General features: G+C 40.7%; 17 protein-coding genes and 1 pseudogene. 14 read left to right on the top strand and 4 right to left on the bottom strand.

Annotated features, from left to right (window positions below; all coding sequences use genetic code 11):
• Nucleotides 1-29: 29 nt before the first annotated feature.
• From D8847_RS09340 to D8847_RS09320, 5 genes are all read left to right on the top strand, one after another.
• Entirely contained in the window at nucleotides 30-911 is an 882-nt protein-coding gene (locus D8847_RS09340; RefSeq protein ID WP_125841362.1) for a diacylglycerol/lipid kinase family protein, read from the top strand.
• Nucleotides 912-973: 62 nt separating this feature from the next.
• Nucleotides 974-1,465, top strand: a complete 492-nt coding sequence (locus D8847_RS09335) for a phosphoribosylanthranilate isomerase (protein ID WP_125841361.1) — start codon at nucleotides 974-976, stop codon at nucleotides 1,463-1,465.
• A gap of 177 nt (nucleotides 1,466-1,642) precedes the next feature.
• The gene (locus D8847_RS09330) at nucleotides 1,643-3,382 is read left to right on the top strand and encodes a glycoside hydrolase family 13 protein (RefSeq protein WP_125841360.1); all 1,740 of its coding nucleotides are present in this window, start codon (nucleotides 1,643-1,645) and stop codon (nucleotides 3,380-3,382) included.
• Between the two features lie 395 nt (nucleotides 3,383-3,777).
• Nucleotides 3,778-4,089 carry a hypothetical protein gene (locus D8847_RS09325; RefSeq protein ID WP_125841359.1) on the top strand — a complete coding sequence of 104 codons (312 nt, stop codon included), beginning with the start codon at nucleotides 3,778-3,780 and terminating at the stop codon, nucleotides 4,087-4,089.
• 3 nt (nucleotides 4,090-4,092) lie between these two features.
• Nucleotides 4,093-4,809 (top strand): acyl-CoA thioester hydrolase/BAAT C-terminal domain-containing protein, encoded by a 717-nt coding sequence (locus tag D8847_RS09320; RefSeq protein WP_125841358.1) that lies wholly within the window; start codon nucleotides 4,093-4,095, stop codon nucleotides 4,807-4,809.
• A gap of 41 nt (nucleotides 4,810-4,850) precedes the next feature.
• Here D8847_RS09320 and D8847_RS09315 read toward each other — a convergent pair.
• Nucleotides 4,851-5,920, bottom strand: a pseudogene (locus D8847_RS09315) (transposase).
• 245 nt (nucleotides 5,921-6,165) lie between these two features.
• Here D8847_RS09315 and D8847_RS09310 point away from each other — a divergent pair.
• Complete coding sequence (locus tag D8847_RS09310; RefSeq protein WP_125841357.1) at nucleotides 6,166-6,903, top strand: TraX family protein; 738 nt, start codon at nucleotides 6,166-6,168, stop codon at nucleotides 6,901-6,903.
• Nucleotides 6,904-6,948: 45 nt separating this feature from the next.
• Here the strand turns inward: D8847_RS09310 and D8847_RS09305 are convergent, their stop codons facing one another.
• Entirely contained in the window at nucleotides 6,949-7,758 is an 810-nt protein-coding gene (locus D8847_RS09305; protein WP_125841356.1) for a Cof-type HAD-IIB family hydrolase, read from the bottom strand.
• 146 nt (nucleotides 7,759-7,904) lie between these two features.
• On the opposite strand from D8847_RS09305, the gene D8847_RS09300 reads away from it, so the two are divergent.
• The 5 genes from D8847_RS09300 to D8847_RS09280 all read left to right on the top strand — a co-directional run bounded on the left by D8847_RS09300 (nucleotide 7,905) and on the right by D8847_RS09280 (nucleotide 17,006).
• Entirely contained in the window at nucleotides 7,905-8,366 is a 462-nt protein-coding gene (locus D8847_RS09300; protein ID WP_125841355.1) for a MarR family winged helix-turn-helix transcriptional regulator, read from the top strand.
• Nucleotides 8,359-8,778: an EVE domain-containing protein gene (locus D8847_RS09295; protein ID WP_001138490.1), complete on the top strand. Its 420-nt coding sequence runs from the start codon at nucleotides 8,359-8,361 to the stop codon at nucleotides 8,776-8,778. Before D8847_RS09300 ends, D8847_RS09295 begins: the two co-directional genes overlap by 8 nt.
• Before the next feature lie 106 nt (nucleotides 8,779-8,884).
• Complete coding sequence (gene rexB / locus D8847_RS09290) at nucleotides 8,885-12,160, top strand: ATP-dependent nuclease subunit B (protein ID WP_125841354.1); 3,276 nt, start codon at nucleotides 8,885-8,887, stop codon at nucleotides 12,158-12,160.
• A complete protein-coding gene (addA, locus tag D8847_RS09285; RefSeq protein ID WP_125841353.1) occupies nucleotides 12,157-15,810 on the top strand; it encodes a helicase-exonuclease AddAB subunit AddA in 3,654 nt (1,217 codons plus the stop codon). The genes rexB and addA overlap by 4 nt, the downstream gene beginning before the upstream one ends.
• Nucleotides 15,811-15,827: 17 nt before the next feature.
• Nucleotides 15,828-17,006, top strand: coding sequence for a hypothetical protein (locus D8847_RS09280; protein ID WP_125841352.1), 1,179 nt, complete (start codon nucleotides 15,828-15,830; stop codon nucleotides 17,004-17,006).
• A 33-nt stretch (nucleotides 17,007-17,039) separates the two neighbouring features.
• On the opposite strand, the gene D8847_RS09275 is transcribed toward D8847_RS09280, so the two are convergent.
• Nucleotides 17,040-17,396 carry a type II toxin-antitoxin system PemK/MazF family toxin gene (locus D8847_RS09275; protein WP_045617136.1) on the bottom strand — a complete coding sequence of 119 codons (357 nt, stop codon included), beginning with the start codon at nucleotides 17,394-17,396 and terminating at the stop codon, nucleotides 17,040-17,042.
• Complete coding sequence (gene mazE, locus D8847_RS09270) at nucleotides 17,380-17,595, bottom strand: type II toxin-antitoxin system PemI/MazE family antitoxin (protein ID WP_125841351.1); 216 nt, start codon at nucleotides 17,593-17,595, stop codon at nucleotides 17,380-17,382. Before mazE ends, D8847_RS09275 begins: the two co-directional genes overlap by 17 nt.
• Nucleotides 17,596-17,807: 212 nt before the next feature.
• Between mazE and ylqF the strand changes: the two genes are divergently transcribed.
• From ylqF to D8847_RS09255, 3 genes are read left to right on the top strand one after another with little or no spacing between them, the layout of a single operon-like run.
• Nucleotides 17,808-18,659 carry a ribosome biogenesis GTPase YlqF gene (gene ylqF / locus D8847_RS09265; RefSeq protein ID WP_007516673.1) on the top strand — a complete coding sequence of 284 codons (852 nt, stop codon included), beginning with the start codon at nucleotides 17,808-17,810 and terminating at the stop codon, nucleotides 18,657-18,659.
• Nucleotides 18,646-19,425, top strand: coding sequence for a ribonuclease HII (locus D8847_RS09260; RefSeq protein ID WP_125841350.1), 780 nt, complete (start codon nucleotides 18,646-18,648; stop codon nucleotides 19,423-19,425). The genes ylqF and D8847_RS09260 overlap by 14 nt, the downstream gene beginning before the upstream one ends.
• 12 nt (nucleotides 19,426-19,437) lie before the next feature.
• Nucleotides 19,438-20,988, top strand: a complete 1,551-nt coding sequence (locus D8847_RS09255; protein ID WP_125841349.1) for a ClC family H(+)/Cl(-) exchange transporter — start codon at nucleotides 19,438-19,440, stop codon at nucleotides 20,986-20,988.
• The last annotated feature ends 112 nt before the right edge of the window (nucleotides 20,989-21,100 follow it).

Genomic DNA, 21,100 nt, shown 5'->3' with positions numbered 1-21,100 from the left:
CTCTTTTACATTAATGAAAAGGACAATCAATGAAAAAAGCAATGTTAATTATCAACCCTACTTCTGGTGGGGAAAAGGCTTTGGATTATAAGGTCAAGCTGGAGAATAAAGCCAAAGATTATTTTGAGCATGTGGAAACAAAAATTACCGAAAAAGCACTGGATGCAACACACTTTGCTGAGGAAGCGTCTCGTGAGGAGTACGATGCAGTGGTTGTTTTCGGTGGAGACGGGACTGTCAATGAAGTCATTTCGGGTATTGCTGAGAGAGACTACATTCCTAAGTTAGGGATTATCCCTGGTGGGACGGGTAACCTCATTACGAAACTGTTGGAAATCAATCAAGACATCGATGGCGCGATAGATGAACTCGATTTTAACTTAACCAACAAGATTGATATCGGTAAAGCAAATGATAACTATTTTGGTTATATCTTTAGTATCGGTTCTCTGCCTGAGGCGATTCACAATGTTGAAATCGAGGACAAGACAAAATTTGGTATCCTTGCCTATGCTGTAAATACAATGAAGTCTGTCATGACGGATCAGGTCTTTAACATTAAGATTGAGACAGAAAATGGAAATTATGTTGGTGAAGCTAGTCATGTTTTGGTTCTCTTGACAAATTACTTCGCTGATAAGAAAATCTTTGAAGAAGACAAAGATGGCTATGCTAATATTTTGATTCTAAAAGATGCGTCAATTCTTACTAAATTGTCAGTTATCCCTGATTTATTAAAAGGGGATGTTGTCGTAAATGACAATATCGAGTATCTGAAAGCTCGACATATAAAAATCTCTTCAGATAGTGAATTGGAAACGGATGTTGATGGCGACAAATCCGATAATCTACCTGTAGAAATCAAGGTACTAGGTCAGCATATTGAGGTCTTTTCACAACCGAAAGAGTAGAAGGTAAAACTAATTTAACTATTAGTGAGAAATCAAGTTTCATATCAACGATAGGAGGAGAAATGAATTCTCTATTTGATGAATTTCGAACAATTTGCTCTCATTTAAACCAAGTCGGAATCACACCGACGCTCATGGGGTCTTTGGGGTTTGAATACCGATCAAATGAAGAATGGGGGCCGTCTGACATTGACATTCATGTGGCTGGTGACCCTAGAGGTTGGGAAGCACCTGATCATCTCAGAATTTATGACTGGGACAAGATAATGAAAGTGATGAACCACTTAGGCTATACCTTGGTAGATATTCACGAGCATGAATTCCAAAAGGATGGTCTGAGAGTTGAGTTTGGAAGTATCAATTCCTTACCAGATTTTGCAGGAGTATCGGAATCGGATATTGAGCTGATTCATCTCGATGACATCACATTTCGTGTTCCAAACCTAAAACAGTATTTAAGTATTTACAAGGCTTCTTCCCAAGATTCCTATCGAAATAACCACAATAACAATAAGGATTTTAAAAAGATAGAGTGGCTGGAAAGACAGTTGTAAATCATCATTTGAAAAGTAGCAAGTTGTAAGACTGGCTGCTTTTTTATTTATATAAACAATCCACTCAAAACTACAGACAAGTCTTGAAAATAAAATTTTAAAGTAGTATACTAGAATCACAATTATGAAAACGTTTGCGTCGTAAAGCGATTCAAAGTAAACTAGGAGACAGATATAATGGAATTGACTGCCATTTACCATAGACCAGAGTCGGAGTATGCTTATCTTTATAAAGACAAGACAATGCACATTCGTATCCGGACCAAGAAAGATGATATTGAAAGCATCCATTTGCATTATGGAGACACTTTTATCTTTTTAGAGGACCATTATGAAGCAAGCAAGGTGATGGTCAAAGTTACTTCTGATGCCTTATTTGATTACTGGCAAGCGGAAATTACGGTTGGCTATGCGCGACTCCAGTATCTCTTTGAACTGAAAGATAAGCAAGCTCAGAGTATTTTGTATGGCGATAAGGGATGTGTTGAAAACACGCTAGAAAATCTTCATTATGAAGGAAATGGATTTAAAATTCCTTATATCCATGAGATTGATGCTTGCCATGTTCCTGACTGGGTGGCAAATACAGTTTGGTATCAGATTTTCCCAGAACGCTTTGCTAATGGGAACCCTGAGATTTCACCTGAAGGTGCGCTAGCTTGGGATTCCTCTATCAAACCAAAGACGAGCGATTTCTTTGGTGGTGATTTACAAGGTATTATTGACCATCTGGATTACTTGCAAGATTTAGGCATTACAGGACTTTATCTCTGTCCGATCTTTGAATCCCCAAGCAATCACAAGTACAATACAACGAATTATTTTGAAATTGACCGTCATTTTGGAGACAAGGAAACCTTCCGTCAACTGATCGACCAAGCCCATCAGAGAGGCATGAAGATCATGCTGGACGCTGTTTTCAACCATATTGGGGACAAATCTCCACAATGGCAGGATGTTCTCAAACATGGTGAAGATTCCGTTTACAAAGATTGGTTCCATGTTCAAGAGTTCCCAGTGACCAAGGATAAGCTGGGGAATCCAAGAAAGCTCCCTTATCATACCTTTGCCTTTGCTAGCTATATGCCCAAGCTCAATACGGCCAATCCTCAAGTGAAGGACTATTTGTTGAGCGTTGCGACCTACTGGATTGAAGAGTTTGATATTGATGCTTGGCGCTTGGATGTGGCTAATGAAGTGGACCACCAATTTTGGCGAGATTTCCATAAGGCTGTCTTGGCTAAAAAGCCTGACCTTTATATTCTTGGAGAGGTCTGGCACACTTCCCAGCCCTGGCTAAATGGCGATGAATTCCACGCAGTCATGAATTATCCTCTCTCTGACAGTATCAAGGATTATTTCTTGCGTGGGGTTAAGAAGTCTCATCAATTTATCGATGAGATCAATAGCCAGTCTATGTACTATAGACAACAGATTTCGGAAGTGATGTTCAATCTTTTGGATTCGCACGATACGGAGCGTATTTTGGCTACTGCCAAGGGAGATCCCCAACTTGTGAAGTCTGCCCTTGCTTGCCTCTTTTTGCAAAGGGGAACACCGTGTTTCTACTATGGAACGGAGTTGGAGTTAGGTGGAGGACCAGATCCAGATTGTCGTCGTGTCATGCCTTGGGAACGTGTTTCAGGCAGTAATGACATGCTTAATTTTATGAAGAAATTGATTCAACTTCGTAAGGATGTTTCAGGCATTATCCAACATGGCACCTATAGTCTGCAAGAAATCAAGCCAGATGTTGTAGCTCTAGAATGGGATAATGATGGACAAAAGGTCCAAGCTATTTTTAACCAATCAAGTGAAAACTATCTTGTAGACAGTGATTCTGTAGCGCTAGCCAGTCATTGCCAAGAATTGGAACAGCAACTGGTGATTTTGCCTAAAGGTTTCGTCATTCAATAAAAAGAGGATTAAAAAGGCTGTAATGAATGGGTAACCATTCGTTCCAGTCTTTTTTTACTTGTCACAGATTATACTGTCATTGTCGGATCTAAAGAGTTGATAGATGATTTTTCCTCCTATACCAAGACAAAATACGCTATAGAAAAAATCAGCATGCATTTTCAGTCTGATGATAAACCACGAATCTCAATGAAAATAGTAATTGCGTTTTCATTTCTCATTTTTATTGGAGTCTGGGATGGAAAGTGATGGGATATCAGGACTATGTATTTTTATGCTATACGAGGGGAGGAAAAATAGTAGCTAACCTGTCATTTTTAAGACGTAGTCTTTGTAGTTTTGCCAGCAATGGTATATAATTTATCCTAGAGTTATTTGTAGATAGGAGAAGAATCATGGAATTAAAAGATTTTACTGAGAAAGAACAAGAGATGATTAAGCAAGGATTGACAACATCTGAGATTAGCGATAAGGAAACCGCTGCGAAAATCCTTGCCCTAGTACCTCAGGAATGGATCAAACGCATTCCCTTTTTCGTGCGAAAACACGCAACAACTCGGACAATAAAGCGTATTTCTATCGAACATCCAGAGCTCTACGCAGTTGCCAAGAGAAGTGGTGAGATTCCTGAGAAGGAAAGAGAAGAATTGCGCCAAATTCTGACAGATATTTTCCAAGAAAAAATGAACAAGCATAGTATTAAGTAGAGAATGAAAAAATATTTTATTGGCGGTCTGGGAAGCAATGTCTATCATAGTAAGGATTTTCTTCAAGAACTAGATTCGCAGGTCTGTTTTCTAAATCCATATGAAACGCATCTTCGAGATGAAACAGAATTGAAATCATGGTTTAAAAATGAGATTGTAGAGGAAGAATCTATCTGTCTGATAGGCCATTCTCTTGGAGGGGATTTGGCTCGTTATCTCGCATCGAAATTTTATGAAGTTAAAAAACTGGTTCTTTTGGATGGTGGCTATTTAGATTTAGATAAGGTTTTACCTTTAGATACAGAATTAGAGGAAACTAAAAACTATATCGAATCTCAAACCGTTTTGGACTTAAATCTTCTCATTTCTAAAGAGAAATCCGAAGCAAAGCATTGGTCAGAAAATATGGAGGAAGCTGTAAGACAGTCCTATCACTGGAATGCTGAGTATAATAGATATGAGTTAGCTATAAATTATGAAAATACAGAAGCGATACTCCGCCTACGGAGGAAAATACAATCTTTTAAGAGAGAAGTAGGAGATACCTTGTTTATTAGTCCTCGATATCCTAATGAAGCTAGATGGAGAGAAGAAGTCCTAAAAGAATTGCCAGGCTATTTTGATACTATTTTTTTAGAAAACTTTGGCCATGAGCTTTATACTGAAGCACCTAAAGAAATCGCTGGTATGATTAATGAGTGGCTCTCTCGTTCTCAATGAGCTACTTGTATTACTTAAAATGGTATAAGATTTAAAATCTGTTAAAATAGTGACATTAATAACTTTTCAAAACCATTTTTGAAGTTTTCAAAGTTTAAAAAACTAAAGTCATTTCGCTTGATGATCTTGATGAGGTTGTTAGTAGCTTCTAGTTTTGTGTTTGAGTAGGGCAATTCCAGTGCGCTCATGATATTGTCCCTATCTTTCAAAAGGGTCTAAAAAACAGTTGTTAGAAAGATAGGATTTACATTAGAAATGGTATCTCTCAATAAGACAAAAGAAATGAATTAGCCTGTTTCTCTTGGAAATGAAACAGTAATAGTTGATAGAGTTCATAGTGCTCTCTAAGTTCTTGAGAGTATGCAAGGGCCTTTTCTAGAATTTCTTTGTTGGTCAGATACATGCGAATAGTTGGATGAAACAATTGTTTATCGTTGAGTTTTCGATTATCCCTCTTGAGTGAATGAGTTTCCGGTAGCGTTTGAGTGCCTTGTACTTGTGAGTTTTTCAGACCAATTACTTTATAATTTGGATACGAAGATGGTTCATAGGCTGACTGAGATGTTGTACAATGTGAAAACGGTCCAGCATGATTTTAGCGTTTGGGAGTGAAACAGTCTGGGAGACTGTTTCAGTCTGAGTCTAGAAATTCGAAAGTGAAGTTGTCTAGCCAAATCATAGTAGGGACTAAATATATCCATCATAATGATTTTTATCTGGTAACGAAGGGTTCTATCGTAGCGTAGAAAGTGATTGCGAATCGTTGCTTGAATTCACCCGCCTAAGATATCTCTACTTTTTCTGGAATCAAAATCCAGTGCAATGAAGCTCATCTTGCCTTTCTTAAAGCTGTATGCATCCTAGCTCAAGTGTTCTGGAAGGTAGTAAGGAGAATCCTGGTAGGCATACCAGTTGTTTCAAGGTAAGGAATCTTAGACGATTTTTGAAAGTCATATTTCTTCATTTGGGTTCCGCAATCAGGGCAAGATGGAGCCTCGTAGTCGAGTTTAGCGATGATTTCCTTGTGGGCATCTCTATTAACAAAATCCATAATTTGGATATTAGGGTCTTTAATATCGAGTAGGTTTGTGACAAAATGTAATGATTCCATAAGATTCTTTCTAATGATGGTTTGGTCGCTTTTCATTATGGGTCTTATGGGACTTTTTTTCTACAGCTCCATAATTCCTACAGTGCTTTTACCCACTACAGAAATTATAGAGCCTATAAAAATCAGTTGCTAAAAGTCTGTCTTACAAAAATGTAAGATAGGCTTTTTAAATGTAAGATGGGTGTACGATTATACGTGAAAATGTATGCTATACTCTATGTAGATTAAAAAGAAAGAGGTTTATTATGAAAAAATGGAATGCGACGCAGTTGAAGTACCTGATGGCGGCAGTAATGGTTCTAGACCATATCCCTCATATCACCGGAATCGTTTCTCCTCTGTGGGAAGGTATCTTTCACGCCTTGACCCGTTGTGTAGGAGTTTGGTTTGCCTATATGGCTATGGAAGGATTCATTCATACTCGGAATTTGAAAAACTACCTCATCCGCCTTTGGAGTTGGGCGCTTATCATGTTTGCTGGAAATAGCCTATTCAATGCCCTATTTGCATCTAAGGGAGTAATGGTCAATAATAATATTTTCTTTACTTTGGCCATTGGTGTCACCATGCTTTGGATTGGTTTTCCTCGAAAAGAGCTGGATCAAAAAGAGAAGTTGTGGCGTCGGATTGGGGTTGCTGGTACCTTGATTTTCGGTTGTCTTTTTACTGAGGGTGGTATCACCATGCTACCATTTCTCTTGATTAGTTACTCTTGTCGGAATCGCAAGGGATTGCGAAATCTCCTCTACGCGTTTCTGTGGGCCTTCCTATTAGTGACTTCTATCCATACCTATGATACTTGGTACCAAACCTTGGAAATGCTGCTTTACAATTCTGACTGGCTCTTTATCACTGTCTTTCCTTTTATGGCCTTGTATAATGGACAGCGAGGAAAGGAAACTAGCTGGAATAAATATTTCTTTTATATTTTCTACCCAGCTCATCTATGGATTATAACTCTGATTGCTTATTGGGTTAAATAGTAAAAAAAGCAAATAGTAGTAATTTCTGTCTATTTGCTTTTATTTTTATAAAATATACTTCTCAATCGCACGCGCAACGCCGTCTTCTTCGTTGCTAGCTGTAACGTCGTTTGCAAGAGATTTGACATGGTCGCTGGCATTTCCCATAGCAATGCCAAGCCCTGCAAACTGAAGCATTTCGATATCGTTATTGGCATCGCCCATGGCCATAATTTCTGAGCGGTCAATCTTCAAAATCGCTGCTAGTCGAGAAAGAGCAGTAGCCTTTGTCGTCCCAAGGGGCATGGCTTCGTAAATGACAGGCTGCGAACGAACGCCGCTAAATCGTTGGCAGAGCTCCTCAGCAAATCGCTGCTCAAAATCGTCTGTTTGCTCTTTTGTTCCTAAAAACATGCCTTGGAACATCCGATACTTGCCACTAGTCGCATCCTCAAGGGAGATTTCAGTCAGGTCTGAAAAGACTAGCTTGGCATCATTTTGGACGATTTGATTAGGCTTACCACCGAGGACAAAATAATGTTCCTCATCAAAAAGGGTCAACTGGACGTCGCTTTTTTCTGCTAGGTCATAGAGGTATTCGATATCAGCTGGACTGAGTTCTTGCCAGTCAACTAGACCCCAATCACTGGTCTGATGGGTTGAGCAACCGTTATTGACAATGACGTACTCGTTCTGGAGGTCAAGTCCTAGTTGTTTATAGTAGGGGAGGACACCGAAAAGCGGGCGACCTGTACAGAGAACCAGTTTGACACCTTTTTCAATGGCTTGGTGAATGGCAGTGATGTGGGCTTGGGGGATTTCCTTGGCTTCATTAAGGAGGGTTCCGTCCATATCCAAGGCAAGTAGTTTAATCATAAGACTTCCTTTTCTAGGTGTTTTGCTTTTATTATAGCATATAGACTATAAAATGTCTGACAGAATTGTAACATTTCACTTTCCTTTTCTTGAAAAACAAAATAAATTCTTATATAATATGTATACTTAATATTTAAGGAGAAATAATGTCAAAGTATTACTTTAATTCAATTTACAAAAATGATGAAACAGAGTCTACAGGTCTTCTTTTCATTAAAGTTTACAACAAATGGGAAAGCAATTTGAAAAGAGTCTTGAAATTAGTTGGCCTCACTTTGCCTCAATTTATCGTTTTAACCTCGCTATTGTTTTTGTCTAATAAAGAGGAATATGTAACGCAAGTTGATATTGCTCGGTTCACTGGAATGGATGTCATGACGGTTTCCCAGATTGTTAGACTACTGGAGAAGAAAGACTACATCAGACGCGATCAACACCCAAAGGATAGTCGAGCAAAACTGGTCCTAGTGACAAAGTCTGGTGTGGAGAAGGTCAATCAAGCTTTACCCTTAGTAGAAGGGATTGATGAAAAATTTTTTGAAAAACTTTCTAACGATAGAGAAAGTTTTAATCGCATGTTAGCAGTGTTGGAGGATAAAAATGCCTAGATATTGGGTCGGAGTTGTTTCAAAGAACCATGTTTTAAGAGGAGTTGAGGGAAATTTTTGTCAGGTCTGTCATGGAAAGGGCGGCCCCTTAAATCGTATGAAAAAAGGTGACTATCTTTTATACTATAGTCCAAAATACGATATGAATGGTCAAGATAAGTTACAGGCTTTTGTGGCCGTAGGTAAAATTATAGATGACAAAGCCTATCAAGTAGAGCAATTTGAAGGATTCTTTCCCTTTAGACGAAATGTCGAGTATTATCTACCAGTCAAGGATTGTTCCATAGAAATAGCCAGACAACATCCTGAATGGAGAGACTATACTTCTCGACTTCGTTATGGACATTTTGAAGTTTCCAAAGACTTTTTCCTCTATATCTTTCATCATATGAAAGTGGATGATGAAGTATGATTGATTTGCTAGTTAAATGATTATCAACAAGAATTTTGGATTTGGACTGTGAAGTGAACTTTGCTATAATAGAGTAAGAAACTTTGATAAACCAAACGAGGCAGAGATGAAAATACTTTATACTGATATTCGGACTTCTTTGACAGAAATCCTGACTAGAGAGGCGGAGGAGCTAGTTGCTGCTGGCAAGCGGGTTTTCTACATCGCCCCCAACTCTCTTTCATTTGAAAAGGAACGTGCTGTGCTGGAATGCTTGTCCCAGCAGGCTTCTTTTGCGATTACTGTCACGCGCTTTGCTCAGATGGCTCGTTACTTGGTTTTAAATGATTTACCAGCTAAGACCAGTCTTGATGACATCGGTCTTGGGATGGCCTTTTATAAATGTCTTGCAGAACTAGATCCCAAGGACTTACGTGTTTATGGTGCGATTAAGCAGGATTCACAGTTTATCCAGCAGTTGATTGAACTTTATCATGAGATGACGATTGCTCAGATGAATTTTTTAGACTTGAAAAGTTTGACGGATGAGGACAAGCGAGCAGATTTACTCTTGATTTTTGAGAAAGTAACAGCCTATCTCAATCAAGGTCAGTTGGCTCAGGGAAGTCAGTTGTCCCATTTGATTGAGGCTATTGAGAATGATAAGGTAAGTAGTGATTTTAGTCAGATTGCCTTGGTCATTGACGGATTTACCCGTTTTTCTGCCGAGGAAGAGCATGTGGTGGATCTGCTCCAGCGTAAAGGTGTTGAGATTGTCATTGGTGCTTATGCAAGCAAGAAAGCCTATACCAGTCCGTTCACTGAAGGCAATCTCTATCAAGCCAGTGTGGAATTTCTTCATCATTTGGGGGCAAAATACCAAACACCTGCTCAGGATCGTTCTCAGACTCATGTGAAAATAGATAGTTTTGACAAGGCTTCTCGTTTGCTAGAGTCTTCTTATGACTTCTCAGAACTCGCTTTAGATATCAATGAGAAGGATAGTGAAAATCTGCAAATCTGGTCTTGTTTGACGCAAAAAGAGGAGTTGGAGTTAGTAGCGCGTAGCATTCGTCAGAAATTACATGACCATCCAGAACTGAGTTACAAGAATTTCCGTATTTTGCTGGGTGATGTGGCTTCTTACCAGTTATCGTTGAAAACTATTTTTGACCAGTACCAGATTCCTTTCTATCTTGGTAGAAGTGAATCCATGGCTCATCATCCTTTGACTCAGTATGTCGAATCTATTTTGCGTTTGAAACGCTACCGTTTTCGTCAGGAGGATTTGATTAATCTCCTCAGAACTGGTCTGTATACTGACCTTAGTCAGGCTGATATTGATGCTTTTGAGCAATATCTCCGCTACCTTGGCATCAATGGCTTGCCTGCTTTTCAGCAGACCTTTACCAAATCCCACCATGGAAAATTTGATTTAGAGCGTTTAAATTCTCTTCGTCTGCGAGTTTTGGCTCCACTTGAAACCTTGTTTGCCAGTCGGAAACAGAAGGCTGAAAATCTCTTGCAAAAGTGGAGTATTTTTCTAAAAAATGCTGCTTTAAGCAAGCAGATGCAAGACTTGACAGCTATTATGGAAGCTCTAGAGCAGGAAAGACAAGCTGAGGTTTGGAAAGCCTTCTGTCATGTTTTAGAACAATTTGCGACGGTTTTTGCTGGTTCACAAGTTAGTCTGGAGGACTTCCTGGCCTTGCTTCATTCTGGGATGAGCCTTTCTCAGTACCGTACTATTCCAGCAACAGTGGACATAGTTCTGGTGCAGAGTTATGATTTGATTGCCCCTCTGACCGCTGACTTTGTCTATGCTATCGGACTGACTCAGGATCATTTACCAAAAATCGCGCAGAATACCAGCCTTTTGACAGATGAAGAAAGGCAAAGGCTAAACCAAGCGACTGAAGAGGGAGCGCAATTACAGATTGCAAGCAGTGAAAACCTCAAGAAAAATCGCTATACCATGCTTTCCTTAGTTAATGCTGCCCGTAAGCAGTTGGTGTTATCCGCCCCAAGTCTCCTCAATGAAAATGAGAGCAAGGAATCGGCCTATCTTCAGGAACTGGTGAGTTTTGGATTTAGCCGGATAGAGAAGAAGATTCATCACAAAGGTCTGTCTAAGGATGATATGGGGTCATATCATAGTCTCTTATCTAGCCTTGTTGCCTATCATCAGCAGGGCGATACGAGTGATAGGGAGCAAGATTTGACCTTTGTCAAGGTTTTGGCGCGTGTGATGGGTAAAAAACTAGATCAAAAAGGCCTTACAAATCCAGCACTCCCAAATAGTCCAAGTAGCAAACCATTAGAGAAAGAGACCTTGCAGGCTCTCTATCCAGTTGACAAGGAGTTTTACCTGTCTACCTCTGGTCTGACGGAGTTTTACCGCAATGAATACAGTTATTTCCTCCGTTATGTCTTAGGTTTGCAGGAAGAAGTGCGCCTGCGTCCAGATGCTCGTAGCCATGGTAATTTCTTGCACCGTATCTTTGAACGTGCCTTAAAACTGCCTGATGAAGATTCCTTTGATCAGTGTTTGGAACAAGCCATCAAGGAAACCAGCCAGGAACGCGAATTTGAAGCTATTTATCAAGAAAGTTTGGAAGCCCAATTTACCAAGGAAGTTCTGCTTGATGTCGCGCGAACTACGGGCCACATCCTTCGTCATAATCCAGCTATCGAAACCATCCAAGAGGAAGCAACATTTGGTGGCAAGGACCAGGCCTTTATTCAATTGGATAATGGGCGAAGTGTTCATGTGCGAGGCAAGGTTGACCGTATTGACCGCCTGAAAGCAGACGGTGCGCTAGGAGTGGTGGACTATAAGTCAAGTTTGACCCAGTTTCAGTTTCCTCATTTCTTTAATGGTTTAAATTCCCAACTGCCAACCTATCTTGCTGCTCTTAAGGGAGAAGGAGAACAGAACTTTTTCGGCGCCATGTACTTGGAAATGGCTGAACCTGTCCAATCTCTGTTGACCGTTAAGAGTTTGGCTGGAGCAGTAGCAGAAGCCAGCAAGTTAATGAAATACCAGGGACTCTTTTTAGAAAAAGAAAGCAGTCACTTGGGCGAATTATATAACAAAAATAAGGCCAATCAGCTGACAGACGAGGAATTCCAGCTCCTACTAGACTATAATGCCCATCTTTACAAGAAGGCCGCTGAGAAAATCCTAGAAGGCCAGTTCGCCATCAATCCATACACAGAGAATGGCAGAAGTATTGCCCCATACGTCCAGCAACATCAGGCTATTACTGGCTTTGAAGCTAATTACCACTTGGGACAAGCCCGTTTCCTAGAAAAGTTAGACCTAGCGGATGGCAAACGACTGGTCGGAGAAAAGCTTAAGCAAGCTTGGTTTGAGAAAATGAGAGAGGAGTTGAATCGATGAAGCCCATTTCCTTTTTGACTGAGGAAGAGATTCAAAAATTGCAAGAAGCAGAAGCGAATTCGAACAAGGAACAGAAGAAAACGGCCGAGCAAATCGAAGCCATTTATACCGCAGGGCAAAATATTCTGGTCTCAGCGTCTGCTGGTTCAGGGAAAACCTTTGTCATGGCAGAGCGCATTCTGGATCAGTTAGCGCGTGGTGTCGAAATTTCTCAACTCTTTATCTCGACCTTTACCGTCAAGGCTGCTACTGAACTCAAGGAACGTTTGGAGAAAAAAATCAGCCAACAAATCCAAGAAACCGATGATGTCGATCTCAAACAACACTTGGGACGCCAGTTGGCAGACCTGCCAAACGCTGCCATCGGAACCATGGACTCTTTCACACAAAAATTCCTTGGCAAGCATGGCTATCTGATTGATATCGCACCAAATTTCCGTATTCTACAAAATGAAAGTGAACAGTTAATCCTCAAAAACGAAGTTTTTCATCAGGTGTTTGAAGAGCATTACCAAGGTGAGAATAAAGAGAAATTTAGTAGCTTGGTCAAGAACTTTGCTGGACGTGGCAAGGATGAACGAGGTTTGCGCCAGCAAGTCTACAAAATCTATGATTTCCTCCAATCCACCAGTAGCCCCCAAAAATGGCTGAACGAGTCTTTTCTCAAAGGGTTTGAAAAAGCTGACTTTGCAAATGAGAAAGACAAACAAACCGAGCAAATCAAACAGGCGCTCTGGGATTTGGAAAGTTTCCTCCGTTATCATCTGGATAACGATGCAAAGGAGTTTCCAAAAGCTACCTATTTAGAAGCTGTTCAACAGGTTCTGGATCAAATTGGCTCCTTAAATCAAAAGTCCGATAGCCAGGCTTATCAAGCCGTGCTTGCTCGTGTTGTCGCCATCTCTAAGGAGAAAAATGGTCGGGCTCTGGCTAATTCTAGTCGTAAGGCCGATTTGAAACCACTGGCTGATGCCTATAACGATGAGAGAAAGGCCCAGTTTGCTAAACTAGGACAACTAGCAGACCAGATAACCATTCTCGACTATCAAGAACGTTATCATGAAGACACCTGGGATCTAGGTAAAATCTTCCAAACCTTTATGAGTGATTTTGTGGAAGCTTATCGAGAACGTAAACGCCAGGAAAATGCTTTTGAATTTGCTGATATCAGTCATTACACCATTGAGATTTTAGAGAATTTCCCACAAGTTCGCGAGACTTATCAAGAGAGATTTCATGAAGTCATGGTCGATGAGTATCAGGATACCAACCACATTCAAGAACGGATGCTAGAATTGCTGTCGAATGGTCACAATCGCTTTATGGTGGGAGATATCAAGCAGTCCATCTACCGTTTCCGTCAGGCAGACCCGCAGATTTTCAATGAAAAATTCCAACGCTATGCGCAAAATCCTCAAGAAGGCAAGTTGATTCTCCTCAAGGAAAATTTCCGTAGTAGTTCAGAAGTGCTGTCTGCAACCAATGATGTTTTTGCGCGCCTTATGGACCAAGAGGTCGGCGAAATTAACTATGACAGCATGCACCAGCTTGTTTTTGCCAATACCAAACTAACTCCCAATCCTGAGAACAAGGCAGAATTTCTTCTCTACGATAAGGACGACAGCGGACAAGAGGAGGAAGAGAGCCAAACAGAAACAAAACTCACAGGGGAAATGCGCCTAGTCATCAAGGAAATTCTGAAGCTTCATCAGGAAAAAGGTGTTGCTTTTAAAGAAATCGCACTTTTGACCTCCAGTCGCAGTCGTAATGACCAGATCCTCCTCGCTTTGTCTGAGTATGGGATTCCTGTCAAAACAGACGGAGAACAAAATAATTACCTCCAATCTCTAGAAGTGCAAGTCATGCTAGACACTCTTCGTGTCATCCACAATCCTCTGCAAGACTATGCCTTGGTTGCTCTTATGAAGTCTCCAATGTTTAGCTTTGATGAGGACGAGCTGGCACGTTTGTCCCTTCAGAAAGCAGCTGATAAAGTCCAAGAGAATCTTTATGAGAAACTGCTTCATGCTCAAAAACAAGCAGCTGAACGGAAAGAGTTAATTTACAAAGCTTTAGAGGAAAAACTAAATCAATTCATGGATATCTTGGATTCTTGGCGCTTATATGCTAAAACCCACTCCCTTTATGACTTGATTTGGAAGATTTACAACGAACGTTTTTATTATGACTATGTTGGAGCTTTGCCGAACGGACCTGCTAGACAGGCCAATCTCTATGCCCTAGCGCTACGTGCTGACCAGTTTGAAAAGAGTAATTTCAAGGGCTTGTCGCGTTTTATACGTATGATTGACCAAGTACTAGAAGCCCAGCATGACCTCGCAAGCGTAGCAGTAGCTCCTCCTAAGGATGCGGTAGAACTTATGACCATTCACAAGAGTAAAGGTCTGGAGTTTCCTTATGTCTTTATCCTCAACATGGATCAGGACTTCAACAAGCAAGACTCGATGTCAGAAGTTATTCTCAGTCGTCAGAATGGACTTGGTGTCAAATACATTGCCAAAGTGGAAACAGGAGCAGTGGAAGCACACTATCCTAAAACCATCAAACTCTCCATTCCTAGCCTAACTTATACGCAGAATGAGAAAGAACTGCAATTGGCTAGCTATTCAGAGCAGATGCGTTTGCTGTATGTTGCCATGACGAGGGCTGAGAAAAAGCTCTATCTTGTCGGTAAGGGTTCTCGTGAAAAGCTAGAAGCCAAGGAATACCCGGCAGCAAATAACGGAAAATTAGATAGCAATACCAGACTGCAAGCAAGAAATTTCCAAGATTGGATCTGGGCTATCAGCAAAGTATTTGCCAAGGACAATCTCAATTTTAGCTATCGTTTTATTGGTGAAGACCAGTTGACTAGAGAAGCTATCGGAGAATTGGAAAATAAGAGCCCTCTACAAGATAGCTCTCAAGCAGACAATCGCCAGTCAGAAACTATCAAAGAAGCTCTTGAAATGCTAAAAGAAGTAGAAGTCTATAATACGCTGCACCGCGCAGCCATTGAACTACCAAGTGTTCAAACTCCAAGCCAAATCAAGAAATTCTACGAACCCGTTATGGATATGGAAGGGGTAGAAATTACTAACCAAACTCAATCACCGGAGAAGCAAATCAACTTTGATTTACCAGATTTTTCAACTAAAGAAAAGGTAACTGGAGCTGAGATTGGTAGTGCCACTCACGAACTCATGCAGAGAATTGACCTTAGTCAGCAACCAACCCTTGCTAGCCTAACAGAAACACTTAAACAAGTTCAGACTAGTCCAGCTGTTAGAGACAAGATCAATCTTTCTAAAATCCTAGCCTTCTTTGAAACACCACTTGGTCAGGAGATTCTCGCTAATACCGACCATCTTTACCGCGAGCAACCTTTTTCTATGCTCAAACGAGAACAAAAGAGTCAGGAAGACTTCGTTGTCCGTGGGATCTTGGATGGCTATCTGCTTTATGAGGATCGCATCGTTCTTTTTGACTACAAGACTGACCGTTATGATCAACCAAGTCAACTCATAGACCGCTATCGTGGCCAGTTAGCCCTATATGGTGAGGCCTTATCACGAGCTTATTTGATTGAAAATATTGAGAAATACTTGATTTTACTCGGTAAAGACGAGGTTCAAGTTGTAAAAGTATAACCTAGAAAGGAAACCTCATGATTCTTCCAGTTAGAAAATCCCTGCACGATGCGGTTTTACAGGCTTCAAAAGCCGATACTTGGGATCAAGCTACCAAGGAATGGAATGAAGTTTCCTTGATTTTTAATGGCATTGGCCGTAGCAATTGCGTCTGTGGGAACGCCATAAAATACGCCTACGAACTCTTTAACGGAGTTACAGGCCAACGTCTCTTCCCTATAGGAAGCGACTGTGTTCGCCATTTTCATCGTATTAGCCTCGATCAGCAACTGGAAGAGGAAGAAAGACTACTCAGAAAAGTTGAAAACCTAACCAAAAAGGCTCAGAAAAAGGAAAAAATCAAGGTCAATAAAAGCGATTTTAACGAACGACTTCTAAAATGGTTTTGGGAAAAAGGTGTTTTCAAAGCCAATCGTGGCAATCAATCCGCACCTGAGAGAGACTATCAGCTCTTCCTAGAAGTCTTCCAAGGCGGAAGTTGGACCAAGGCAGAACCAAAAAAGAAGGCACGTCTAGAAGAAGTCCTTGAAAAATGTATCAAACCCTTTCTACTTGGAAAGTCTGATGATCAACTCTACCTTGTCAAGCTAGGTAAGGAAAAAATAGACTACGAGCAGCATTTACGGATTCAAGCAGAGAAAGAACGCAAGAAAAGAGATAAAATCGCCAAGCAATACGCTGACAATCTCATTCTTGCCATGGGACCTGCAGAACGAGCTTATCAAGATTACTTTGGCTTTACAGAAACCTTGACCCAAGAAGAACGAAAATGGGAGAAAATCCTCTTTGGTAAGAATAGAGACGAACGGGCTGTCAAGGCTAAACAAAACCAAAAGGAGCTGGAAAAGGATCAGCGAATTGCAAATCAAGATCCTATTGAACGAAAGCAGAAGCAGACTTGGCTTCTTAATTCCTATTTTCGTGGTTTGCCTGATGAAAAAGCCAGATTTGCTCGACTCTTACTAGAGTATCGAAAAAGTGGTGAAGTACCCTTTTCAGATGATTACTTATCTGGGCATCTCATCGACTTTTTCTACAAGATGAAAGCTTTAGAGTTTGAAATCTCACCAGAACAAGTCCGCAATTTTCTAAAAGAATGCCTTCAGGCAGAGCATCTATCTTCAGCACAGGAAAGCTGGATTAGAGGGATTTTGACAAACTGCCTTCACCCGTTTCTAGATAGGTTACTCATATAGAAAAAATCCTACCTTGTCTATGCATGGTAGGATTTATGTATCTCCAAAGATGTACTGGTAAAGTTGGACGACTTTCTGAAAACATTGTGTGTCCATTCTTGTTATTTTTCGAGCATTACGCATCCGAAAATCAAAGGTATACAATTGAAATGGATTGACAGCGCCATCTACCTTGTCCGACGAGACAGGAACGAGCAAGCCTTTTTCTGCCAAACGTTGTTGGCCATGAGTGATAGGGCAGACAGCTACAAAACCAGTTTGCAAGGCATATTCTCTCCTAGAAACTACCAAAGCAGGTCGCCGTTTCTGGATTTCTCGACCGACTGATGGATCAAAGTCCAGCCAAATGATATCCTGCTTTTCAGGAATATACTCAGATTTCGCTATCAAGTGACCTTATCTCTTCAAAATCATTTGTCATTCTCAAATCAGTAATTTCATCAAAAGGATCTTTCAGTTTTGGAGCTAAGACAATGACTCCGTCAATCCCTTTGTAGACAACCATTTCTTGACCTTCTGTCATACCCAAATTTTTAGGAATGGTCACAGTGAGAGAGTTCCCTACCTTCCGAGTCTTTACTGTATTCATCGCTCTACCTCCACGAATTTGTATACACTAAGTATATACTCGTCAGTAAAAAAAGTCAAGTCAATCGTTGCTGGCATCAAGGATATTTCGCACGATTACTATTTATCATTTGTTGTGGTCAAAGGCTGTGCAAAAGTTCCTAATTTATGATAGAATAGACGATAAGAGAGAAAACGTTTTTACTACGTTTTTTTAGTCGGAAAGGGAAATTTATGGCTACAATTCAATGGTTCCCGGGCCACATGTCTAAGGCTCGGCGACAAGTTCAGGAGAATCTAAAATTTGTTGATTTTGTGACGATTTTGGTGGATGCTCGGCTACCTTTATCTAGTCAAAATCCTATGTTAAACAAGATTGTGGGTGATAAACCAAAACTCTTGATTTTAAATAAAGCGGACTTAGCAGATCCAGCAATGACCAAAGAATGGCGTCAGTATTTTGAATCACAGGGAATTCAAACTCTGGCTATCAACTCCAAAGAGCAAGTTACTGTAAAAGTTGTGACTGATGCTGCTAAAAAGCTCATGGCTGATAAGATTGCACGCCAGAAAGAACGCGGTATCAAAATCGAAACCTTGCGTACTATGATTATCGGAATTCCAAATGCCGGTAAGTCAACTCTCATGAACCGTTTGGCTGGGAAAAAGATTGCGGTTGTCGGCAATAAACCAGGTGTTACCAAGGGGCAACAGTGGCTCAAAACCAACAAAGACCTTGAAATCCTAGACACACCAGGGATTCTCTGGCCTAAGTTCGAAGACGAAACCGTAGCTTTGAAACTAGCCCTAACAGGAGCAATTAAAGACCAGTTGCTTCCTATGGATGAAGTGACCATTTTTGGTCTCAATTATTTCAAAAAACATTATCCAGAAAAGCTAGCTGAACGCTTCAAACAAATGAAGATAGAAGAAGAAGCACCTGTTATCATCATGGATATGACACGTGCCCTCGGTTTCCGAGATGATTACGACCGCTTTTACAGTCTCTTCGTGAAGGAAGTTCGTGATGGCAAACTTGGTAACTATACCTTAGATACATTGGACGACATCGATGACAACGATTAAAGAAATCAAAGAACTTCTTGCTACTGTCAAAGAATTAGACAATCCTCTTTTTCTAGAATTCGAAAAAGATACTCGTTCTGGAGTTCAAAAGGAAATCAGCAAGCGTAAAAAGGCCATTCAGGCGGAACTGGATGAAAACCTTCGTTTGGAATCCATGCTTTCCTATGAAAAAGAGCTTTATAAACAAGGATTGACCCTAATAGCAGGTGTTGACGAGGTCGGCCGTGGTCCTCTGGCTGGTCCTGTGGTCGCTGCAGCCGTTATTTTGCCAAAAAATTGTAAGATTAGAGGCCTCAACGACAGCAAAAAAATCCCCAAAAAGAAACATCTGGAAATTTATCAAGCCATTCAAGACCAAGCCTTGGCAATAGGTATTGGTATCAAGGATAATCACATCATTGACCAAGTCAATATCTACGAAGCGACCAAACTGGCCATGAAGGAAGCAATCTCCCAGCTCAGTCCGCAACCTGAGTACCTCTTGATAGATGCCATGAAACTGGAGTTGCCGATTTCTCAAACAGCAATCATCAAAGGAGATGCAAACTCCCTCTCAATCGCAGCTGCATCTATAGTGGCCAAGGTGACACGGGATGAATTGATGAAGGAATTTGATAAGCAATATCCTGGCTATGATTTCACGGCTAATGCAGGATATGGAACAGCTAAACATCTAGAAGGATTGGAAAAACTAGGTATCACCCCAATTCACCGAACCAGTTTTGAACCAGTCAAAACACTGGTTTCAACCAAGAAAGATAAGTAAGAGGAAATGATTATGGAGGAACAGTCAGAAACACTCAGTTCCAAGAAAGAATTTGCCTTTGCCTCAAGCACCATATTATCCCAAGTTGGACGAGGAATCATTGTTGGTCTCGTCGTCGGGCTAATCGTCGGATCCTTTCGTTTCTTAATCGAAAAGGGCTTCCACCTGATACAAGGACTCTATCAAGATCAAGCGCACCTAGTGCGCAATCTTTTTATCATTGGCCTATTTTATTTGATAGTTTGCTGGCTTAGTGCGAAACTAACTCGATCGGAAAAAGATATCAAGGGTTCAGGAATTCCTCAAGTCGAAGCTGAACTAAAAGGTCTCATGACTCTCAACTGGTGGGGCATTCTCTGGAAAAAATATATTTTAGGTATTCTTGCAATTGCCAGTGGCCTTATGCTAGGGCGTGAAGGGCCAAGTATTCAACTTGGAGCAGTTGGTGGAAAAGGTATTGCCAAGTGGCTCAAATCTAGCCCTGTTGAGGAACGCTCCTTGATTGCCAGTGGTGCTGCAGCAGGGCTAGCAGCTGCCTTTAATGCACCAATCGCAGGTCTTCTCTTTGTTATAGAAGAAGTTTACCACCATTTTTCACGCTTTTTCTGGGTCTCAACTCTAGCAGCCAGTCTCGTAGCAAACTTTGTCTCACTACTCATATTTGGCCTAACACCCGTACTGGATATGCCGGATAACATTCCTCTCATGACCCTAGACCAGTATTGGATTTACCTCCTCATGGGAGTTTTTCTCGGGCTTTCTGGTTTTCTCTATGAGGAAGCTGTACTCAATGTTGGTCGAGTTTATGATTGGCTTGGTCAAAAAATCCATTTGGATAGAGCTTATTATCCAATCTTGGCCTTTATCATTATCATACCAATCGGGATCTTCTTACCTCAAATTCTTGGTGGTGGAAACCAGGTCGTTCTTTCTTTGACTGAGCAAGATTTTAGTTTCCAAGTTTTATTAGCTTACTTTTTGATTCGCTTTGTTTGGAGCATGATTAGTTATGGAAGTGGCCTTCCAGGAGGGATTTTCCTTCCCATTCTGGCTCTCGGTTCCTTACTTGGTTCCCTAGTCGGTGTCATTTGTGTGAATTTTGGGCTTGTCAGTCAGGAACAATTCCCTATATTTGTCATTTTAGGAATGAGCGGCTACTTTGGAGCAATTTCTAAGGCTCCATTAACTGCTATGATACTCGTAACTGAGATGGTTGGAGATATTCGCAACCTCATGCCACTTGGCTTAGTGACCTTAGTTGCCTACATCGTCATGGATTTGCTCAAGGGTGCTCCGGTCTATGAGGCCATGCTAGAAAAAATGCTACCAGAAGAAGCAACAGACGAAGGAGAAGTAACACTAATTGAAATTCCTGTTTCAGATAAAATAGCAGGAAAACAGGTTCACGAGCTCAACTTGCCACATAACGTACTCATAACTACCCAAGTCCATAATGGCAACAGCCAAACAGTTCACGGCTCAACTAGAATGTATCTGGGTGATATGATTCACCTAGTGATTCCCAAAAGTGAAATTGGAAAAGTCAAAGATTTGTTGTTGTAGATGATATTTACATAATATGAATTATGTAAATTAAGATTGTAATTTAATACTTTTAAAAACCGTTTTCAGCAATGAGATCGGTTTTTACTTCTTATATAGTTAAAATTAGTTT

The organism is Streptococcus mitis, from assembly GCF_003942795.1.
Taxonomy (GTDB): Bacteria; Bacillota; Bacilli; order Lactobacillales; family Streptococcaceae; genus Streptococcus; species Streptococcus mitis_BJ.
Note: the sequence above shows the minus strand (reverse complement) of the source record. Positions and strands in the feature narration are given on the sequence as shown.

What these genes read in the sequence shown, in the direction of transcription:
- D8847_RS09305 (WP_125841356.1), bottom strand. Translation starts at nt 7,758, where the DNA reads ATGATTAAACTACTTGCCTTGGATATGGACGGAACCCTCCTTAATGAA.
- addA (WP_125841353.1), top strand. Translation starts at nt 12,157, where the DNA reads ATGAAGCCCATTTCCTTTTTGACTGAGGAAGAGATTCAAAAATTGCAA.
- D8847_RS09335 (WP_125841361.1), top strand. Translation starts at nt 974, where the DNA reads ATGAATTCTCTATTTGATGAATTTCGAACAATTTGCTCTCATTTAAAC.
- D8847_RS09255 (WP_125841349.1), top strand. Translation starts at nt 19,438, where the DNA reads ATGGAGGAACAGTCAGAAACACTCAGTTCCAAGAAAGAATTTGCCTTT.
- rexB (WP_125841354.1), top strand. Translation starts at nt 8,885, where the DNA reads ATGAAAATACTTTATACTGATATTCGGACTTCTTTGACAGAAATCCTG.
- D8847_RS09310 (WP_125841357.1), top strand. Translation starts at nt 6,166, where the DNA reads ATGAAAAAATGGAATGCGACGCAGTTGAAGTACCTGATGGCGGCAGTA.
- D8847_RS09295 (WP_001138490.1), top strand. Translation starts at nt 8,359, where the DNA reads ATGCCTAGATATTGGGTCGGAGTTGTTTCAAAGAACCATGTTTTAAGA.
- D8847_RS09320 (WP_125841358.1), top strand. Translation starts at nt 4,093, where the DNA reads ATGAAAAAATATTTTATTGGCGGTCTGGGAAGCAATGTCTATCATAGT.
- D8847_RS09340 (WP_125841362.1), top strand. Translation starts at nt 30, where the DNA reads ATGAAAAAAGCAATGTTAATTATCAACCCTACTTCTGGTGGGGAAAAG.
- D8847_RS09280 (WP_125841352.1), top strand. Translation starts at nt 15,828, where the DNA reads ATGATTCTTCCAGTTAGAAAATCCCTGCACGATGCGGTTTTACAGGCT.
- mazE (WP_125841351.1), bottom strand. Translation starts at nt 17,595, where the DNA reads ATGAATACAGTAAAGACTCGGAAGGTAGGGAACTCTCTCACTGTGACC.
- ylqF (WP_007516673.1), top strand. Translation starts at nt 17,808, where the DNA reads ATGGCTACAATTCAATGGTTCCCGGGCCACATGTCTAAGGCTCGGCGA.
- D8847_RS09260 (WP_125841350.1), top strand. Translation starts at nt 18,646, where the DNA reads ATGACAACGATTAAAGAAATCAAAGAACTTCTTGCTACTGTCAAAGAA.
- D8847_RS09300 (WP_125841355.1), top strand. Translation starts at nt 7,905, where the DNA reads ATGTCAAAGTATTACTTTAATTCAATTTACAAAAATGATGAAACAGAG.
- D8847_RS09325 (WP_125841359.1), top strand. Translation starts at nt 3,778, where the DNA reads ATGGAATTAAAAGATTTTACTGAGAAAGAACAAGAGATGATTAAGCAA.
- D8847_RS09330 (WP_125841360.1), top strand. Translation starts at nt 1,643, where the DNA reads ATGGAATTGACTGCCATTTACCATAGACCAGAGTCGGAGTATGCTTAT.